The sequence below is a fragment of the Pseudomonas sp. LBUM1643 genome, assembly GCF_059716215.1.
Map to the genome: position 1 here is coordinate 6,070,630 of NZ_CP166813.1, position 16,896 is coordinate 6,087,525.

Sequence of the window (16,896 nt, forward strand, 5' to 3'; positions counted from 1 at the left end):
CCTCGCCTGTTAAACCACACCCTTGAAGCCTGCAGAGGACTCTGTGGGAGCTAGCCTGCTAGCGATAGCATCAACTCGATTCTAAGTGAGACCGAGCCGCCAGCATCGCGGGAAAGTGGAATCGTCGCACCACCAGCGCCCAAAGAGTCAGTGTTTACAGCGCTACGTTCATGAAACCTTGCGACTGCACCAGCGCAAACGGGCTGAATACTTGCCAGCTCTGCTCGCGCTGAAACCGGCCTTTGATGAACGGTGCGATCGGTCCGTTGATGAAACCTGTCGGCTCCAGACTGTCCTCGGCAAAGTGCTGCAACCCGAAGACTTCATCAACCATCAACCCCGCAAACACATCGCTGTGCTCGATCACCAACACCCGTCGTTGCTTGCGCACCGCCGACAACTCATCACCGAAGAAACCGCACACATCCATGACCGGCAGCAATCGGCCGCGCAGGTTAGCGACACCCTTGACCCAAGGTTTAACCCCCGGCAACTGAGTGAGCCGCGGCTCGTGCAGGACCTCGCTGACTTCCCTCATGGGCGCGACATACCAGTGCTCGCCCAAGCGGAAGCCGATACCGCTCCAGCTGTCCTGCCGGGTTGGCTGGGACGGCAAGTCCGCCACCAGCAGCCGACAACGCTGATCGATCTGCAGCAGCAATTCGAAGGCAGTCAGTGATTCGGTCATGGCGGTCAGATCAACCGGCCAGCACGCTGTTCAGGGTTTTGATCAGGGTGTCTTCGTCGACCGGTTTGGTCAGGTAATCCTTGGCGCCCTGGCGTGTGCCCCAGACTTTGTCGGTTTCCTGATCCTTGGTAGTGATGATGATGACCGGGATGTGCCCGGTTTCCGGATCCTTGGTCAGCTGACGGGTCGCCTGGAAACCGTTGAGGCCGGGCATGACGATGTCCATCAGCACGGCGTCGGGTTTTTCCTGACGAGCCAGGGCTACGCCGTCGGCGCCGTTCTCGGCTTTCAACACTTCATGACCGTGCTTTTCCAGCATGCCGGTCAGTTTGTACATTTCGGTCGGCGAATCATCGACGATCAGAATACGTGCCATGGTTTTCCCCATTCTTGTCGACGCCAGGCCCGTTGGCCGAGCGTCACTGTGCGTGTCCTACTGCGGCAAAACGGCGGCGAAGCCCGGTACATGGGCCTGGATCGCGTTAAGCAGTTCTTCCTTGCTGAAAGGCTTGGTCAGAAACTGGTCGGAGCCGACGATGCGCCCCTTTGCCTTGTCAAACAGGCCGTCCTTCGACGACAGCATAATCACTGGCGTGGACTTGAACGCACTGTTGTTCTTGATTAAAGCGCAGGTCTGATAACCATCCAGACGCGGCATCATGATGTCGACAAAGATGATGCCAGGATGGTTGTCGGCAATCTTGGCGAGCGCATCGAAACCGTCGATGGCCGTGATGACCTCGCAGCCCACGTTTTTCAGCAACGTTTCGGCGGTGCGGCGAATCGTCTTCGAATCGTCGATCACCATGACCTTCAAGGCGCTGGAATGCTGATCCATAGTTGCTCTACCGTCGCCTTTGCGAATCAAATTGTCCGTTTCCGGTCCACCGGAGGCTCGAAACCCTTGATACTCAAGGGCCAGTACTGCTTGGCAGTCTTTTTAGCACAGTCTCCAATACCAATCTATCGGCCAGCCTGCGCAGTGGTTTTTCCTTGACCGGGAACACACTCAGCGCCACTCTGACGCCACTTTTATACGGTCCTTTGGCCCCCCAAATTTCGAGGAAAAACCCATGAGCGTTCGCGTCGGGATTGTCATGGATCCTATTGCCGGCATTTCCTATAAGAAGGATAGCTCGCTGGCCATGCTGCTGGCCGCACAGAAGCGCGGCTGGGAACTGTTCTATATGGAACAGCGCGATTTGTATCAGGCAGAAGGCGAAGCGCGGGCGCGGATGCGGCCTCTGAAAGTCTTCGCCAACCCTGAAAAGTGGTTCGAGCTGGAAGCCGAGACTGACGCGCTGCTGAGCGATCTGGATGTGATCCTGATGCGCAAGGATCCACCGTTCGACATGGAGTTCGTGTACTCCACGTACTTGCTCGAACAAGCCGAGCGCGCAGGCGTGCTGGTGGTCAACAAGCCGCAGAGCCTGCGTGACTGCAACGAAAAGCTGTTCGCCACGCTGTTCCCGCAGTGCACACCGCCGACCGTCGTCAGCCGTCGCGCCGATGTGTTGCGTGAATTCGCCGCCAAGCACGGCGATGTGATCCTCAAGCCGCTGGACGGTATGGGCGGCACCTCGATCTTCCGTCACCGCGCCGGTGATCCAAACCTCTCGGTGATCCTGGAAACCCTGACGGCACTGGGCACCCAGCAGATCATGGGCCAGGCTTACCTGCCGGCAATCAAGGATGGCGACAAGCGCATTCTGATGATCGACGGCGAGCCGGTTGATTATTGCCTGGCGCGTATCCCGGCAGCCGGCGAAACCCGTGGCAACCTGGCCGCTGGTGGTCGTGGTGAAGCCCGCCCGCTGAGTGAAAAAGACCGCTGGATCGCTGCGCAAGTCGGTCCGACCCTGCGGGAAAAAGGCCTGCTGTTCGTCGGCCTCGACGTGATCGGCGAACACCTCACCGAAATCAATGTCACCAGTCCGACCTGCATTCGCGAGATCGACAATGCATTTGGCACCGATATCGGCGGCCTGCTGATGGATGCCATCGATCAGAAGCTCAAGGCTCGTTGATATAGAACAGCCAGGAAATCACCAACATTGCGTTATCATGCGCGGCCTGTGAAAAACGCGATGTTGGTTTTCTAGTTATGACTCTTCCGTCCGATCTGCCCGCCGAGCTCGCCCACCGTGGTGTGCGCCCGGCCGATCGCCTCGGATTTACCCTGTTTCTCGCGGCGCTGATTCACCTGGCCTTGCTATTGGGCGTCGGGTTCACAATGGTCGAACCCAAGCAGATCAGCAAAACCCTGGAAATCACCCTCGCCACCTTCAAAAGCGAAAAGAAGCCTGAGAAAGCCGATTTCCTCGCGCAGGATAATCAGCAAGGCAGCGGCACCCTGGACAAGAAGGCCATCCCCAAGACCACTGAGGTCGCGCCATTCCAGGACAATAAAGTGCAGAAAGTCACGCCTCCGCCGGCCGCCCAGCCTGAAGCCCAGGAAGCGCCGCCCAAGGCTGCCGTGACAACCGTTGCACCGAAACCGAAAAAAGCCCCGACCAAAACCGAAGCCCCGAAGACAGACACCAAACCCAAGGTGGCTGCGCCGACATTCGACACTGAGCAACTGTCCAGCGACATTGCCAGCCTGGAAGCGGAACTGGCCAACGAACAACAGCTGTACGCCAAGCGGCCACGTATCCATCGCTTGAGCGCCGCCTCGACCATGCGCGACAAAGGTGCCTGGTATAAGGACGAATGGCGCAAGAAGGTCGAGCGTATCGGCAACCTCAATTACCCGGACGAAGCACGCCGAAAGCAGATCTACGGCAATTTGCGCCTGATGGTCTCGATCAACCGCGATGGCTCGCTGTATGAAGTGCTGGTGCTGGAATCCTCCGGGCAACCGTTGCTGGATCAGGCAGCCCAGCGCATCGTGCGGCTGGCAGCGCCGTTTTCGCCGTTCAGCGGAGATTTGTCGGACATCGACCGGCTGGAGATCATTCGGACGTGGAAGTTTGCACGCGGGGACAGACTGTCCAGCAATTAGAGAACGGCACGCTCTCTGTAGCAGCTGGCGAAGCCTGCGTTCGAGGACGTAGTCCTCGCAAACCCGCAAACACGGTAATTCTGAATAATCGACGTAGGCCCATTTACGACCGCTTCGCAGTCGAACGCAGGCTTCGCCAGCTGCTACAAGGGTTCGCGAGAGCATTTCCTGTGCATCCCCAGCTTGTCAGTTCGCCCCTCCAACGCCACACTAGCGCTCATGAAAAACGTCAGCCCCAGCTACCTCAAGCATCACTTCCTGATCGCCATGCCTCACATGGCCGACCCGAACTTTGCCCATACCTTGACCTACATCGTCGAGCACACGGCCAGTGGTGCCATGGGGCTGGTGGTCAACCGCCCGCAAGACCTGAATCTGGCGGAGATTCTCGAGCAATTGCGCCCAGACATCGAGCCGCCAGCGCTCTGCCGCCACGTACCGATCTTCATGGGCGGCCCGGTGCAAACCGATCGTGGATTCGTTCTGCACCCTTCAGGACAGAGCTATCAGGCGACCGTTGATCTGGAAGGCGATCTGTCCCTGTCGACCTCCCAGGACGTGCTGTTCGCCATCGCCGACGGTGTCGGCCCTGCGAAAAGTGTAATCGCCTTGGGTTACGCAGGCTGGGAAGCCGGGCAGCTTGAGGCCGAACTGGCCGACAACGCCTGGCTGACCTGCCCGTTCAATGCCGACATTCTGTTCAACACCAGCAGCGAACTGCGCCTTGAAGCAGCGGCCAGGGACCTGGGCATTAATCTCAGTTTGCTGACCAGCCAGGCGGGGCACGCCTGATGGCCCTGCGGTTGATTCTGGGTTTCGACTACGGCACCAAACAGATCGGCGTTGCGGTCGGCCAGGTGATTACCGGCCAGGCGCGCGAGCTGTGTACCCTCAAGGCGCAAAACGGTATTCCCGACTGGAATCAGGTCGAAGCCCTGATCAAGGAATGGAAGCCTGACGCTGTGGTGGTCGGCCTGCCATTGAACATGGACGGCACGCCGAGCGACATGTGCTTGCGTGCGGAGAAATTCGCCCGCCGCCTGAACGGCCGCTACAACCTGCCCTTTTATACCCACGATGAACGCCTGACGACTTTTGAAGCCAAGGGCGAACGGCGTGATCGCGGCGGACAAAAAGGCAGTTACCGCGACAACCCGGTCGACGCCATCGCCGCCGCCCTGCTGCTGCAAGGCTGGCTCGACGAAAACAGCGCCCTGTTCGAATCCTGATCTCATCCAATCCTGAAGAGCCGTTAGCCCGTCTCTCTTAGCTACAACCCGAGCCATGACATGACGCACACCCGGCTCGGGCCCAAGAAGGAGCAACCATGAGCCTGCCCAATCCCGCCGAACTGATCAGCCAGATGGCGATCCGTCTGAAGGCGCACCTGGAACACCGCGGCATCAGCGAACCACGTTACATCGGCATTCGCACGGGCGGCATCTGGGTCGCTCAGGCGCTGCTTGAAGAACTGGGCAGCGATTCGCCCCTTGGCACCCTGGATGTTTCCTTCTACCGCGATGACTTCAGCCAGAACGGCCTGCATCCGCAAGTACGACCGTCCGCGCTGCCCTTCGAGATCGAAGGCCAGGACCTGGTGCTGATCGACGACGTGCTGATGAGTGGCCGGACCATCCGCGCCGCGATGAACGAACTGTTCGACTACGGCCGTCCAGCCAGTGTGACCCTGGTTTGCCTGCTGGACCTGGACGCCGGCGAGCTGCCGATCCGCCCGAATGTGGTCGGCGCGACGTTGTCGCTGGCCGCCCACGAACGGGTGAAGCTGTCCGGCCCATCGCCGCTCGTGCTTGAACTGCAAGACCTCGCCCTTTAATTCGCCCTATTGAGAGTCCCCCTCGCGATGACGCCTCTAGACACCAAGCGCCCGCTGCAGCTCAATGATCAGGGCCAGCTGCGCCACTTCCTCTCGCTCGACGGTTTGCGCCGCGAGCTGCTGACGGAAATCCTCGACACCGCCGACTCGTTCCTTGAAGTCGGCGCCCGGGCGGTGAAGAAAGTCCCGTTGCTACGCGGCAAAACCGTCTGCAATGTGTTCTTCGAGAACTCTACCCGCACCCGCACCACCTTCGAACTGGCCGCTCAGCGGCTGTCGGCGGACGTGATCACCCTGAACGTGTCCACATCGTCGGCGAGCAAGGGCGAAACCCTGCTGGATACCCTGCGCAACCTGGAGGCCATGGCCGCCGACATGTTCGTCGTGCGTCACGGTGATTCCGGCGCGGCGCACTTCATCGCCGAGCATGTCTGCCCGCAAGTGGCGATCATCAACGGCGGCGACGGCCGTCACGCCCATCCGACCCAGGGCATGCTGGACATGCTGACGATCCGCCGACACAAGGGCGGTTTCGAAAATCTCTCGGTAGCCATCGTCGGCGACATCCTGCACTCGCGGGTGGCGCGCTCGAACATGCTGGCGCTGAAAACCCTGGGTTGCCCGGACATCCGCGTAATTGCACCGAAAACCCTGCTGCCGATCGGCGTCGAGCAATACGGCGTGAAGGTCTACACCGACATGACAGAAGGGCTCAAAGACGTCGATGTGGTGATCATGCTGCGCCTGCAGCGCGAACGCATGACCGGTGGCTTGCTGCCAAGCGAAGGTGAGTTCTACCGCTTGTTCGGCCTGACCACCGCACGTCTGGCCGGGGCCAAACCGGATTGCATCGTCATGCACCCGGGACCGATCAACCGCGGGGTGGAAATCGAGTCAGCGGTGGCCGATGGTCCGCACTCGGTGATTCTCAACCAGGTGACCTACGGGATCGCCATTCGTATGGCCGTGTTGTCGATGGCCATGAGCGGGCAGACAGCCCAGCGCCAATTCGAGCAGGAGAACGCCCAGTGAAGCTCAGCATTCTCGGCGCACGCGTGATCGATCCAGTCAGTGGTCTGGATCAAGTGACTGATATCCACGTTGAAGCCTGCAAAATCGTCGCCATTGGCGCCGCGCCTGCCGGTTTTGTCGCGGTCGACACCATTGATGCAAAAGGCCTGGTGGCCGCCCCAGGTCTGGTCGACCTGAACGTTGCCCTGCGCGAACCGGGCTATAGCCGCAAAGGTTCGATTGTCAGCGAAACCCGCGCCGCCGCAGCCGGCGGCGTGACCAGCCTGTGCTGCCCACCAAAAACCAAACCGGTACTGGACACCTCGGCAGTCGCCGAACTGATCCTCGACCGCGCTCGCGAAGCTGGCAACGCCAAAGTCTTTCCGATTGGCGCCCTGAGCAAAGGCCTTGAGGGCGAACAGCTTGCCGAGCTCGTGGCACTGCGCGATGCCGGTTGCGTCGCCTTCGGCAACGGCCTGGACAGCTTCCGCAACACCCGCACCCTGTGCCGGGCGCTGGAATACGCGGCGACATTCGACCTGACGGTGATTTTCAACTCTCAGGACCATGACCTGGCTGAAGGCGGCCTGGCTCATGAAGGTCCGACTGCCAGCTTCCTCGGCTTGCCGGGTATTCCGGAAACCGCTGAGACCGTGGCCCTGGCCCGGGACCTTCTGCTGGTCGAGCAAAGCGGCGTGCGCGCGCACTTCAGCCAGCTCACCAGCGCTCGCGGCGTGGCCCTGATCGCTCAAGCCCAGGCTCGCGGGCTGCCGGTGACTGCTGATGTGGCCTTGTACCAGTTGATCCTGACCGATGAAGCGCTGATAGATTTCAGCAGCCTCTATCACGTTCAGCCGCCGCTGCGCACACGCGCCGACCGTGATGGCCTGCGTGAAGCGGTGAAGTCGGGGGTGATTTCGGCCATTTCCAGCCATCACCAGCCCCACGAGCGAGACGCCAAACTGGCACCGTTCGGCGCCACCGAGCCGGGTATCAGCAGTGTTGAATTGCTGCTGCCGCTGGCAATGACGCTGGTTGAGGATGGTTTGCTGGATCTGCCGACGCTGCTGGCGCGCCTGAGCGCCGGGCCAGCCGAGGCATTGCGTTTGCCTGCGGGCAAGTTGGTGGTAGGCGGGGCGGCAGACATCGTGCTGTTCGACCCGGCGGCCTCGACCGTTGCGGGCGAGACCTGGCTGTCCAAGGGCGATAACTGCCCGTTCATTGGGCACAGCTTGCCGAGTGTGGTGCGTTACACCCTGGTGGATGGGCGAATCAGCCACCAGGCTTGATACCGAGGTGCCCCAATCGCTAGCAGGCTAGCTCCCACACAGGATCTGTGAACAACACAAATCCCTGTGGGAGCCAGCCTGCTGGCGATGGCTTACTGGAAAGTGCCGCGATTCTGCGCGTTACGCACCGACACCTGATCGTTCAGGGTCCAGAAGTCATACAAAACCCCCAGGAAGAACAACCCGCCCGTCACCAGGTACAGCAGCCCGCTGATCCACTTCCCCTGATACATCCGGTGCACACCGAACACGCCCAGGAACGTAAGCAGAATCCACGCCACGTTGTATTCGATTGGCCCAGCGGTGAAACGCAGGTCTGCCTCACGATCCATGGCCGGAATCAGAAACAAATCGATGAGCCAGCCGATACCCAGCAAACCGAAAGTAAAAAACCAGATCGTCCCGGTCACCGGCTTGCCGTAATAGAAGCGGTGAGCACCGGTGAAACCCAAAATCCACAGCAGGTATCCGATCACTTTGCTGTGGGTGTCTTGATGTGGAACGGGGTGTTGATAGGTGTTCATGAATGACCTCGAATCACACGATAGATAAATATTCTTTAAATCTTTGTGACTTTTTTACAGGTGGCCGACGTATGGCAAGTGATACCTTCACTCCCGCCAAAGCCTTATAACATCAGACCTCTGTCCGACAATCGCGTCAATTTGCCGCTTATTTGGTTCCGTTGCCCACAGGTTGAATCGACCAACGGGCCAAAAAAGGACAAAAAAGCTGTTATAAAGTTGCGCGTTCACCTATATGAGCCTTGCCTAATGCGTCCATTTTTCAAGACATGGCTAACCATTTGCCTGCTAATGCCACTGGCCGCCCACGCCACCAATCGTGAGCAACGTCTTCCAAACGTTAATGGTTACACCCCGAAATCCCATGTTTCTGCTCCTTCGAGCAAAAACAAGAAAACCGCCAACCGCGCACCGCAACTGACCAGCAAAAGCAGCCTGGTTCCGCCGATGGCGAGCAAGGAAAGCAGCAATGTGCTGAGCCGTGCCGTCAACGTCCTCGGTACACCTTATCGTTGGGGCGGCAGCAGCCCAAGTAAAGGGTTCGATTGCAGCGGTCTGGTGAAATACGCATTTAACGATGCCACTTTTGACCTGCCACGCACTTCAAACGCCATGGCCAGTGGACATGGCGAGAAAGTCGATCGCAAGGATCTGAAGCCGGGCGACCTGATTTTCTTCAACATCAAGAGTCGTCGGGTCAATCACGTTGCTATTTACCTCGGCAACGACCGCTTCATCCACGCACCTCGTCGTGGCAAGTCGGTGAGCATCGATACGCTGAACAAACCGTATTGGGAAAAACATTACGTAGTTGCCAAGCGGGTTCTGCCGAAAGAGAAAAGCAGTCTTCAGGTGGTTCAGCGCTGATCCGAAGGCGGGTATTTGTGGCGAGGGGATTTATCCCCGTTGGATTGCGAAGCAATCCTATTTTTTGGGTCGCTTCGCAACCCTACGGGGATAAATCCCCTCGCCACAGGTTAAACCACTCAATCGGTCAGAAGTTATCCGGCGACCGCGCCTTCTCCCGCGCATGCTCGCGACTGATCAAACCCTTGGTCACCAACTCCTTCAAGCACATGTCCAGCGTCTGCATCCCCAGATTCCCGCCGGTCTGAATCGATGAGTACATCTGCGCCACCTTGTCTTCGCGGATCAGGTTACGGATCGCCGATGTTCCCAACATGATTTCATGCGCTGCGATCCGCCCGCCACCCATCTTCTTGACCAATGTCTGCGACACCACCGCCAGCAATGATTCGGACAGCATGGACCGCACCATCGACTTCTCATCCCCCGGAAACACGTCCACCACGCGATCGATGGTTTTCGCCGCCGACGTCGTGTGCAGCGTGCCAAAGACCAGGTGACCGGTCTCGGCGGCGGTCAGCGCCAGGCGAATGGTTTCCAGGTCGCGCATTTCGCCCACCAGAATCACATCCGGGTCTTCGCGCAGTGCCGAACGCAGGGCGGTAGCGAAACTGCGGGTATCACGATGGACTTCACGCTGATTGATCAGGCATTTGCGTGATTCATGGACGAATTCGATAGGGTCTTCGATGGTGAGGATGTGGTGGTGGCGATGATTGTTCAGGTGATCGATCATTGCCGCCAGGGTCGTGGACTTGCCGGAGCCTGTCGGGCCGGTCACCAGCACCAGGCCACGGGGCGCCTCGGTGATCTTGCGAAACACCTCGCCCATGCCCAGGTCTTCCATACTCAACACCTTGGACGGAATGGTCCGGAACACGGCGCCTGCACCGCGATTCTGGTTGAAGGCATTGACCCGGAAGCGTGCGACGCCGGGTGCTTCGAAGGAAAAGTCGGTTTCCAGATGCTTCTCGAAGTCCACGCGCTGGGTGTCGTTCATGATCGCGTAGATCAGCTCCTGCACTTGCTTGTGGTCCAGCGCAGGCAAATTGATGCGCCGCACATCGCCGTCGACGCGGATCATCGGCGGCAGCCCGGCAGACAGGTGCAAGTCGGACGCGCCCTGTTTCGCGCTGAAGGCCAGCAGCTCAGTGATATCCATAGCGCTCCTCAATTCCAGTAGAATGCCGCCAAACCTCAGACCCTGGCGCCTCTTGAATGTCCACGATAGCAGACAACATCGCTCAGGTTAGTTCACGCATCCACGCTGCTGCCCAGGCCGCGCAACGCGATGAGTACAGCGTTCAGCTGCTGGCCGTGAGCAAGACCAAGCCCGCCGAAGCCCTGCGCGAAGCGTATGCCGCCGGGCTCCGCGACTTTGGCGAGAACTACTTGCAGGAAGCCTTGGGCAAACAGCTCGAATTGGCCGACCTGCCCTTGATCTGGCACTTCATCGGCCCCATTCAATCGAACAAGACTCGCGCTATCGCCGAGCACTTCGCCTGGGTGCACTCTGTGGATCGTTTGAAAATCGCACAACGCTTGTCCGAACAACGTCCTGCCGATTTGCCCCCACTCAATATCTGCATTCAGGTCAACGTCAGCGGTGAAGCCAGCAAGTCCGGCTGCACACCGGAAGACCTTCCGGCCCTGGCCAAGGCCATCAGCGAGCTGCCACGGATTACGTTGCGCGGGTTGATGGCGATTCCCGAACCAACTGAAGACCGCGCCGCCCAGGATGCAGCTTTTGCTGCCGTGCGGGACCTGAACAAAAGCCTGCAAGACAGCCTGGGCTTGCCGCTCGAAACGCTGTCCATGGGCATGAGCCATGACCTCGAGTCCGCCGTTACCATGGGCGCCACCTGGGTTCGCATCGGTACAGCCCTGTTTGGCGCTCGCGACTATAGCCAGCCACAACGTGGTTGATTCCCCTCTATATAAGGACCTGACATGAGCAAGACTCGTATTGCCTTTATCGGTGCCGGAAACATGGCCGCCAGCCTGATCGGCGGCCTGCGTGCCAAAGGTCTGGATGCCACGCAGATCCGCGCCAGCGATCCGGGCGCCGAAACCCGCGCTCGTGTGAACGCCGAGCACGGCATTGAAGTATTCGCGGACAACGCTGAAGCCATTCAAGGCGCGGACGTCGTCGTACTGGCGGTCAAACCCCAGGCGATGAAGGCCGTGTGCGAGGCTATTCGTCCGAGCCTCAAGCCCAATCAACTGGTGGTCTCGATTGCTGCCGGCATCACCTGCGCCAGCATGAACAACTGGCTTGGCGACCAACCAATCGTGCGTTGCATGCCCAACACCCCGGCGCTGTTGCGCCAGGGCGTGAGTGGTTTGTTCGCCACCGAGCAAGTCACTGCCGAGCAACGCGAGCAAGCGCAAGAACTGCTCTCTGCCGTCGGCATTGCCCTGTGGCTGAACGAAGAGCAGCAGCTGGACGCGGTAACCGCGGTGTCCGGTTCCGGCCCGGCTTACTTCTTCCTGCTGATAGAAGCCATGACCGCCGCAGGCGTGAAGCTCGGCCTGCCTGCTGAAATCGCCGCGCAACTGACCCTGCAGACTGCGTTGGGCGCTGCTCACATGGCCGTCGCCAGCGATGTCGATGCTGCTGAATTGCGTCGTCGCGTAACGTCGCCTGCGGGCACCACCGAAGCCGCCATCAAATCGTTCCAGGCCGGCGGTTTCGAAGCCCTGGTGGAAAAAGCACTTGGCGCCGCTGCGCACCGCTCGGCCGAGATGGCCGAACAATTGGGTCAATAAGGAGCCTTACATGATTGGATTGAACACTGCAGCGGTCTACGTGCTGCAAACCCTCGGCAGCCTGTACCTGCTGATCGTGCTGTTGCGCTTCGTGCTGCAGCTGGTGCGTGCGAACTTCTACAACCCGCTCTGCCAATTCGCGGTGAAGGCCACCCAGCCGCTGCTCAAGCCGCTGCGCCGGATCATCCCGAGCATGTTCGGGCTGGACATGTCTTCTCTGGTGTTGGCGATCCTGGTGCAACTGGCACTGATGGCCCTGACGCTGCTGCTGACCTACGGCACCACCGGCAACCCGCTGCAACTGGTGATCTGGTCGCTGATCGGCGTCACCGCGCTGTTCCTGAAGATTTTCTTCTTCGCCCTGATCATCAGCGTGATCCTGTCCTGGGTCGCACCTGGCAGCCATAACCCTGGCGCCGAACTGGTGAATCAGATCTGCGAGCCGGCTCTGGCGCCATTCCGCAAGATCCTGCCGAGCCTGGGTGGCCTGGATATCTCGCCGATCCTGGCATTCATGGTGCTCAAGCTGATCGACATGCTGGTGATCAACAACCTCGCCGCCATGACGATGATGCCGGAAATCCTGCGCCTGCTGATGTAACACGCAGGCTCACCGAGGCATATTCATCGCGAGCAGGCTCACTCCCACAGGGGAATGCATTCCAAAGTGGAGTCAGGCTGCTTCCACAGGGGAATGCATTCCAATGTGGAGTCAGGCTGCTTCCACAGGGGAATACATCCCAATGTGGGAGTGAGCCTGCTCGCGATGGCTGCGCCTCGGTCTGACTGAATGAAATCAGGCCCGCCCTTTGCTTGCCGCTAACCCCACCGGTCTTTAGACTTACGCCTCATTTCAACGAGAGCAGGGTCGATGCCAACTGCCTTTCCCCCCGATTCTGTTGGTCTGGTGACGCCGCAAGTGGCGCACTTCAGCGAAGCCCTGGCCCTGGCCTGTGGCCGTTCGCTCCCGGCTTATGACCTGATCTACGAAACCTATGGCACGCTGAACGCAACAGCGAGCAACGCCGTGCTGATCTGTCATGCCTTGTCTGGCCACCATCACGCTGCCGGCTTCCACAGCCCTGACGACCGCAAACCCGGTTGGTGGGACAGCTGCATCGGCCCCGGCAAGCCGATCGACACCAATAAGTTCTTCGTGGTCAGCCTCAACAACCTTGGCGGTTGCAATGGCTCTACCGGCCCGAGCAGCATCAACCCGGACACCGGCAAACCGTTCGGTGCCGATTTCCCGGTACTGACCGTGGAAGACTGGGTGCACAGCCAGGCACGCCTGGCGGACCGGATCGGCATCGGCCAATGGGCAGCCGTGATCGGTGGCAGCCTGGGCGGTATGCAGGCGATGCAATGGAGCATCACCTATCCCGATCGCATTCGGCACTGCCTGGCCATCGCCTCGGCACCCAAGCTGTCGGCGCAGAACATCGCCTTCAACGAGGTTGCCCGCCAGGCGATCCTCACCGACCCCGAGTTCCACGGCGGTTCGTTCCAGGAAGCGGGTGTCATCCCCAAGCGTGGCTTGATGCTGGCGCGCATGGTCGGACACATCACCTACCTGTCCGATGACTCCATGGGCGAAAAATTCGGCCGGGGCCTGAAGAGCGAAAAGCTCAACTACGACTTCCACAGCGTCGAGTTCCAGGTCGAAAGCTACCTGCGTTATCAGGGTGAAGAGTTCTCCGGGCGTTTCGACGCCAACACCTACCTGCTGATGACCAAGGCCCTGGACTACTTCGATCCGGCCGCGAACTTTGATGATGACCTGGCGAAAACCTTCGCCAATGCGCAGGCCAAGTTCTGCGTGATGTCATTCACCACCGACTGGCGTTTCTCCCCTGCCCGCTCGCGGGAACTGGTGGACGCACTGATGGCGGCCAAGAAAGACGTGTGCTACCTCGAGATCGACGCTCCGCAAGGCCATGACGCCTTCCTGATTCCGATCCCGCGTTACTTGCAGGCGTTCAGCAACTACATGAATCGAATCAAATTGTGAGAAAGCCATGAGAGCCGATCTGGAAATCATCCAGGAATGGATTCCCGCCGGCAGCCGCGTGCTCGACCTCGGCTGCGGTGATGGCGAATTGCTGACCTGGCTGCGCGACAACAAGCAAGTCACCGGCTATGGCCTGGAAAACGACCCGGACAACATTGCCGAGTGCGTGGCCAAAGGCATCAATGTCATCGAGCAGGACCTGGACAAGGGCCTGGGCAACTTTGCCAGCAACAGCTTCGATATCGTGGTCATGACGCAGGCGCTGCAAGCGGTGCATTACCCGGACCGGATCCTCGACGAAATGCTGCGCGTGGGTCGCCAGTGCATCATCACCTTCCCGAACTTTGGCCACTGGCGCTGCCGCTGGTACCTGGCCAGCAAGGGCCGGATGCCGGTTTCCGATTTCCTGCCGTACACCTGGTACAACACGCCAAACATCCATTTCTGCACCTTCGGTGACTTTGAAGAGCTGTGTCGCGAACGTGAAGCCAAGGTCATTGATCGACTTGCCGTGGATCAACAGCATCGCCACGGGTGGGCCAGTAAGCTATGGCCTAATCTATTAGGTGAAATCGGTATCTACCGCGTCAGCAGCCCGGGGCTGCAAGACCACAAGATCGCGGTCTGAAACACGACATTTCCAGGAGAACGAACATGGGTCGTCTAGCGCTGTTTTTACTTACTGCCTGCCTGAGCGTGACTGCCATGGCCGCCGACGTCATCAAGGGCGATCGCCAGGAAACATTTGGCGACGTGACGGTGCACTACAACACCTTCAATTCCACCTTCCTGACGCCGGACATCGCCAAAGCGGCCGAGCTGGTGCGCAGCAAGAACCAGGGTGTGATCAACGTGTCGGTGATCAAGGACGGCAAGCCGCTGATCGCCCAGGTCAACGGGACGGTCAAAGACCTCACCAGCCAAAGCGTTCCGCTGAAATTCAAGCAGATTACCGAGCAGGGTGCGGTCTACTACATCGCGCAATACCCGGTGGATCAGCAGGAAATTCGCACTTTCGAAATCAAGGTGCAGAACGGCGATAAAATCAACACCATCAATTTCAACCAAGAGCTTTTCCCCGGCGAATGATGAACTTCCCGCAACTCGTATTGGCCAGCCACAACGCCGGCAAACTCAAGGAACTCCAGGCCATGCTCGGCGAGTCGGTGCAATTGCGCTCGATTGGCGAGTTCAGCACTGTCGAGCCTGACGAAACCGGCCTGTCTTTCGTCGAGAACGCCATTCTCAAGGCCCGCAATGCCGCGCGCATCTCCGGTCTGCCGTCGCTGGCCGATGATTCGGGCCTGGCGGTGGATTTCCTTGGCGGTGCGCCAGGCATCTATTCGGCTCGTTACGCTGATGGCCAGGGCGATGCGGCGAACAACGCCAAGCTGCTCGACGCCATGAAAGACGTGCCTGACGCCGAACGCGGTGCGCAATTCGTCTGCGTGCTGGCGTTGGTGCGCCACGCCGATGATCCACTGCCGATCCTCTGCGAAGGCCTGTGGCATGGCCGTATCCTGCGCGCCGCCAGCGGTGAGCACGGGTTTGGCTATGACCCGCTGTTCTGGGTGCCATCGCGCGACTGCTCCAGCGCCGAGTTAAGCCCGAGCGAAAAGAACCTCATCAGCCACCGCGCCCGTGCAATGGATCTGCTGCGCCAGCGTCTAGGCCTGATATGACCCTTGAATCATCCGCGTCGCCGCTGATCTTCGGCGGCGCCGCACAATCGCCTCGGGCTGCACTCCCCGTGCTGCCGCCCCTGGCGCTGTACATCCACATCCCGTGGTGTGTGCGTAAATGCCCTTACTGCGACTTCAACTCCCACACGGCCAGCCCTGTGCTGCCGGAGCAGGAATACGTCGACGCACTGCTGGCCGACCTCGACCAGGACCTGCACGCCGTCTATGGCCGTGAACTGAGTTCGATCTTCTTCGGTGGCGGCACGCCGAGCCTGTTCAGCGCTGAGGCGTTGGGCCGTTTGCTCCAAGGTGTCGAGCAACGGATTCCGTTTGCCAGTGACATTGAAATCACGCTGGAAGCCAATCCCGGCACGTTCGAGCAGGACAAGTTCGTGGCGTATCGGGCTCTCGGCATCAATCGCCTGTCGATCGGCATCCAAAGCTTTCAGGAAGAAAAACTCAAGGCTCTGGGGCGGATTCACAATGGTGATGAAGCGGTACGAGCCGCTGGCATGGCGCGTCAGGCCGGGTTCGACAACTTCAACCTTGACTTGATGCACGGGCTGCCCGATCAGTCCCTGGACGATGCACTGGCCGACTTGCGTACCGCCATTGCCTTGAAACCCACGCACCTGTCCTGGTATCAGCTGACCCTGGAACCCAATACGGTGTTCTGGAACCAGCCGCCGACGCTGCCGGAAGACGACACGCTGTGGGACATCCAGGAAGCCGGTCAGGCACTGTTGGCCGAGCACGGTTACGCGCAATACGAAGTCTCGGCGTATGCGCAGCCTGGTCGTGCAGCGCGGCATAACCTCAATTACTGGAGTTTTGGCGACTTCATCGGCATCGGTGCCGGCGCCCATGGCAAGCTCAGCCATCCGGACGGACGCATCGTTCGCACCTGGAAGACCCGCTTGCCGAAGGACTACCTCAACCCCACCAAAAGCTTCAAGGCAGGGGAAAAGGCGCTGACCAATGACGAGCTGCCATTCGAATTCCTGATGAATGCCTTGCGCCTCACCGAAGGCGTGGAATCGAGGCTGTATCCGGAACGTACGGGCTTGTCCGCGGAAAGCCTTGCCGAAGGCCGGCTCGAGGCAGAACAAAGTGGCTTGTTGCAGGTCGAACCGTCACGCCTGGCGGCCACCGAGCGCGGCCAGCTCTTTCTCAATGACCTGCTGCAGAAATTTCTGACCTGATTTCAGACTTAAGGG

Annotated in this window: 21 protein-coding genes; 16 read left to right on the plus strand and 5 right to left on the minus strand. The window is 59.6% G+C overall.

The annotated features are described in order from the left end of the window. Positions 1 to 154: 154 nt before the first annotated feature. From ACA063_RS27430 to pilG, 3 genes are read right to left on the minus strand one after another with little or no spacing between them, the layout of a single operon-like run. Entirely contained in the window at positions 155 to 688 is a 534-nt protein-coding gene (locus tag ACA063_RS27430) for a chemotaxis protein CheW (RefSeq protein WP_497664063.1), read from the minus strand. Between the two features lie 10 nt (positions 689 to 698). Continuing rightward, positions 699 to 1,064: a twitching motility response regulator PilH gene (pilH, locus tag ACA063_RS27435; RefSeq protein ID WP_162439346.1), complete on the minus strand. Its 366-nt coding sequence runs from the start codon at positions 1,062 to 1,064 to the stop codon at positions 699 to 701. A 57-nt stretch (positions 1,065 to 1,121) separates the two neighbouring features. Continuing rightward, positions 1,122 to 1,526 carry a twitching motility response regulator PilG gene (pilG, locus tag ACA063_RS27440; protein WP_027926573.1) on the minus strand — a complete coding sequence of 135 codons (405 nt, stop codon included), beginning with the start codon at positions 1,524 to 1,526 and terminating at the stop codon, positions 1,122 to 1,124. Positions 1,527 to 1,761: 235 nt separating this feature from the next. On the opposite strand from pilG, the gene gshB reads away from it, so the two are divergent. The 7 genes from gshB (at position 1,762) to ACA063_RS27475 (ending at position 7,826) form a co-directional block, all read left to right on the plus strand. After that, positions 1,762 to 2,715: a glutathione synthase gene (gene gshB, locus ACA063_RS27445; RefSeq protein ID WP_162439347.1), complete on the plus strand. Its 954-nt coding sequence runs from the start codon at positions 1,762 to 1,764 to the stop codon at positions 2,713 to 2,715. Between the two features lie 77 nt (positions 2,716 to 2,792). Then, on the plus strand, positions 2,793 to 3,692 hold the full coding sequence (locus ACA063_RS27450; RefSeq protein WP_162439348.1) for an energy transducer TonB: 900 nt from the start codon (positions 2,793 to 2,795) through the stop codon (positions 3,690 to 3,692). Between the two features lie 219 nt (positions 3,693 to 3,911). Next, the gene (locus ACA063_RS27455) at positions 3,912 to 4,484 is read left to right on the plus strand and encodes a YqgE/AlgH family protein (RefSeq protein ID WP_497664064.1); all 573 of its coding nucleotides are present in this window, start codon (positions 3,912 to 3,914) and stop codon (positions 4,482 to 4,484) included. Further along, positions 4,484 to 4,921, plus strand: coding sequence for a Holliday junction resolvase RuvX (ruvX, locus tag ACA063_RS27460; RefSeq protein WP_090178626.1), 438 nt, complete (start codon positions 4,484 to 4,486; stop codon positions 4,919 to 4,921). Before ACA063_RS27455 ends, ruvX begins: the two co-directional genes overlap by 1 nt. A 98-nt stretch (positions 4,922 to 5,019) precedes the next feature. After that, positions 5,020 to 5,526, plus strand: coding sequence for a bifunctional pyr operon transcriptional regulator/uracil phosphoribosyltransferase PyrR (gene pyrR, locus ACA063_RS27465; protein WP_194691031.1), 507 nt, complete (start codon positions 5,020 to 5,022; stop codon positions 5,524 to 5,526). Positions 5,527 to 5,553: 27 nt separating this feature from the next. Continuing rightward, positions 5,554 to 6,558: an aspartate carbamoyltransferase catalytic subunit gene (locus ACA063_RS27470; RefSeq protein WP_150711287.1), complete on the plus strand. Its 1,005-nt coding sequence runs from the start codon at positions 5,554 to 5,556 to the stop codon at positions 6,556 to 6,558. Further along, positions 6,555 to 7,826 (plus strand): dihydroorotase, encoded by a 1,272-nt coding sequence (locus ACA063_RS27475; protein ID WP_497664065.1) that lies wholly within the window; start codon positions 6,555 to 6,557, stop codon positions 7,824 to 7,826. The genes ACA063_RS27470 and ACA063_RS27475 overlap by 4 nt, the downstream gene beginning before the upstream one ends. Before the next feature lie 92 nt (positions 7,827 to 7,918). Here the strand turns inward: ACA063_RS27475 and ACA063_RS27480 are convergent, their stop codons facing one another. Beyond that, positions 7,919 to 8,350, minus strand: coding sequence for an NINE protein (locus ACA063_RS27480; protein WP_497664066.1), 432 nt, complete (start codon positions 8,348 to 8,350; stop codon positions 7,919 to 7,921). Positions 8,351 to 8,599: 249 nt separating this feature from the next. Here ACA063_RS27480 and ACA063_RS27485 point away from each other — a divergent pair, with 249 nt between their 5' ends. Then, positions 8,600 to 9,217 carry a C40 family peptidase gene (locus ACA063_RS27485; protein ID WP_497664067.1) on the plus strand — a complete coding sequence of 206 codons (618 nt, stop codon included), beginning with the start codon at positions 8,600 to 8,602 and terminating at the stop codon, positions 9,215 to 9,217. A 127-nt stretch (positions 9,218 to 9,344) separates the two neighbouring features. Here the strand turns inward: ACA063_RS27485 and ACA063_RS27490 are convergent, their stop codons facing one another. Continuing rightward, positions 9,345 to 10,379 carry a type IV pilus twitching motility protein PilT gene (locus tag ACA063_RS27490; RefSeq protein WP_162439354.1) on the minus strand — a complete coding sequence of 345 codons (1,035 nt, stop codon included), beginning with the start codon at positions 10,377 to 10,379 and terminating at the stop codon, positions 9,345 to 9,347. Between the two features lie 56 nt (positions 10,380 to 10,435). Here ACA063_RS27490 and ACA063_RS27495 point away from each other — a divergent pair, with 56 nt between their 5' ends. The 8 genes from ACA063_RS27495 to hemW all read left to right on the plus strand — a co-directional run bounded on the left by ACA063_RS27495 (position 10,436) and on the right by hemW (position 16,881). After that, positions 10,436 to 11,143 (plus strand): YggS family pyridoxal phosphate-dependent enzyme, encoded by a 708-nt coding sequence (locus ACA063_RS27495; RefSeq protein WP_497664068.1) that lies wholly within the window; start codon positions 10,436 to 10,438, stop codon positions 11,141 to 11,143. 24 nt (positions 11,144 to 11,167) lie between these two features. After that, a complete protein-coding gene (proC, locus tag ACA063_RS27500; RefSeq protein WP_497664069.1) occupies positions 11,168 to 11,986 on the plus strand; it encodes a pyrroline-5-carboxylate reductase in 819 nt (272 codons plus the stop codon). A 10-nt stretch (positions 11,987 to 11,996) separates the two neighbouring features. Next, the gene (locus ACA063_RS27505; RefSeq protein WP_497664070.1) at positions 11,997 to 12,587 is read left to right on the plus strand and encodes a YggT family protein; all 591 of its coding nucleotides are present in this window, start codon (positions 11,997 to 11,999) and stop codon (positions 12,585 to 12,587) included. 270 nt (positions 12,588 to 12,857) lie between these two features. Further along, a complete protein-coding gene (gene metX / locus ACA063_RS27510) occupies positions 12,858 to 13,997 on the plus strand; it encodes a homoserine O-succinyltransferase MetX (protein ID WP_497664071.1) in 1,140 nt (379 codons plus the stop codon). A gap of 7 nt (positions 13,998 to 14,004) precedes the next feature. Then, positions 14,005 to 14,625, plus strand: a complete 621-nt coding sequence (gene metW, locus ACA063_RS27515) for a methionine biosynthesis protein MetW (RefSeq protein ID WP_045059822.1) — start codon at positions 14,005 to 14,007, stop codon at positions 14,623 to 14,625. Positions 14,626 to 14,651: 26 nt separating this feature from the next. Then, positions 14,652 to 15,086, plus strand: coding sequence for a DUF4426 domain-containing protein (locus tag ACA063_RS27520; protein ID WP_497664072.1), 435 nt, complete (start codon positions 14,652 to 14,654; stop codon positions 15,084 to 15,086). Further along, complete coding sequence (gene rdgB / locus ACA063_RS27525) at positions 15,083 to 15,679, plus strand: RdgB/HAM1 family non-canonical purine NTP pyrophosphatase (protein ID WP_497664073.1); 597 nt, start codon at positions 15,083 to 15,085, stop codon at positions 15,677 to 15,679. The genes ACA063_RS27520 and rdgB overlap by 4 nt, the downstream gene beginning before the upstream one ends. Beyond that, entirely contained in the window at positions 15,676 to 16,881 is a 1,206-nt protein-coding gene (gene hemW, locus ACA063_RS27530) for a radical SAM family heme chaperone HemW (protein WP_497664074.1), read from the plus strand. The genes rdgB and hemW overlap by 4 nt, the downstream gene beginning before the upstream one ends. The last annotated feature ends 15 nt before the right edge of the window (positions 16,882 to 16,896 follow it).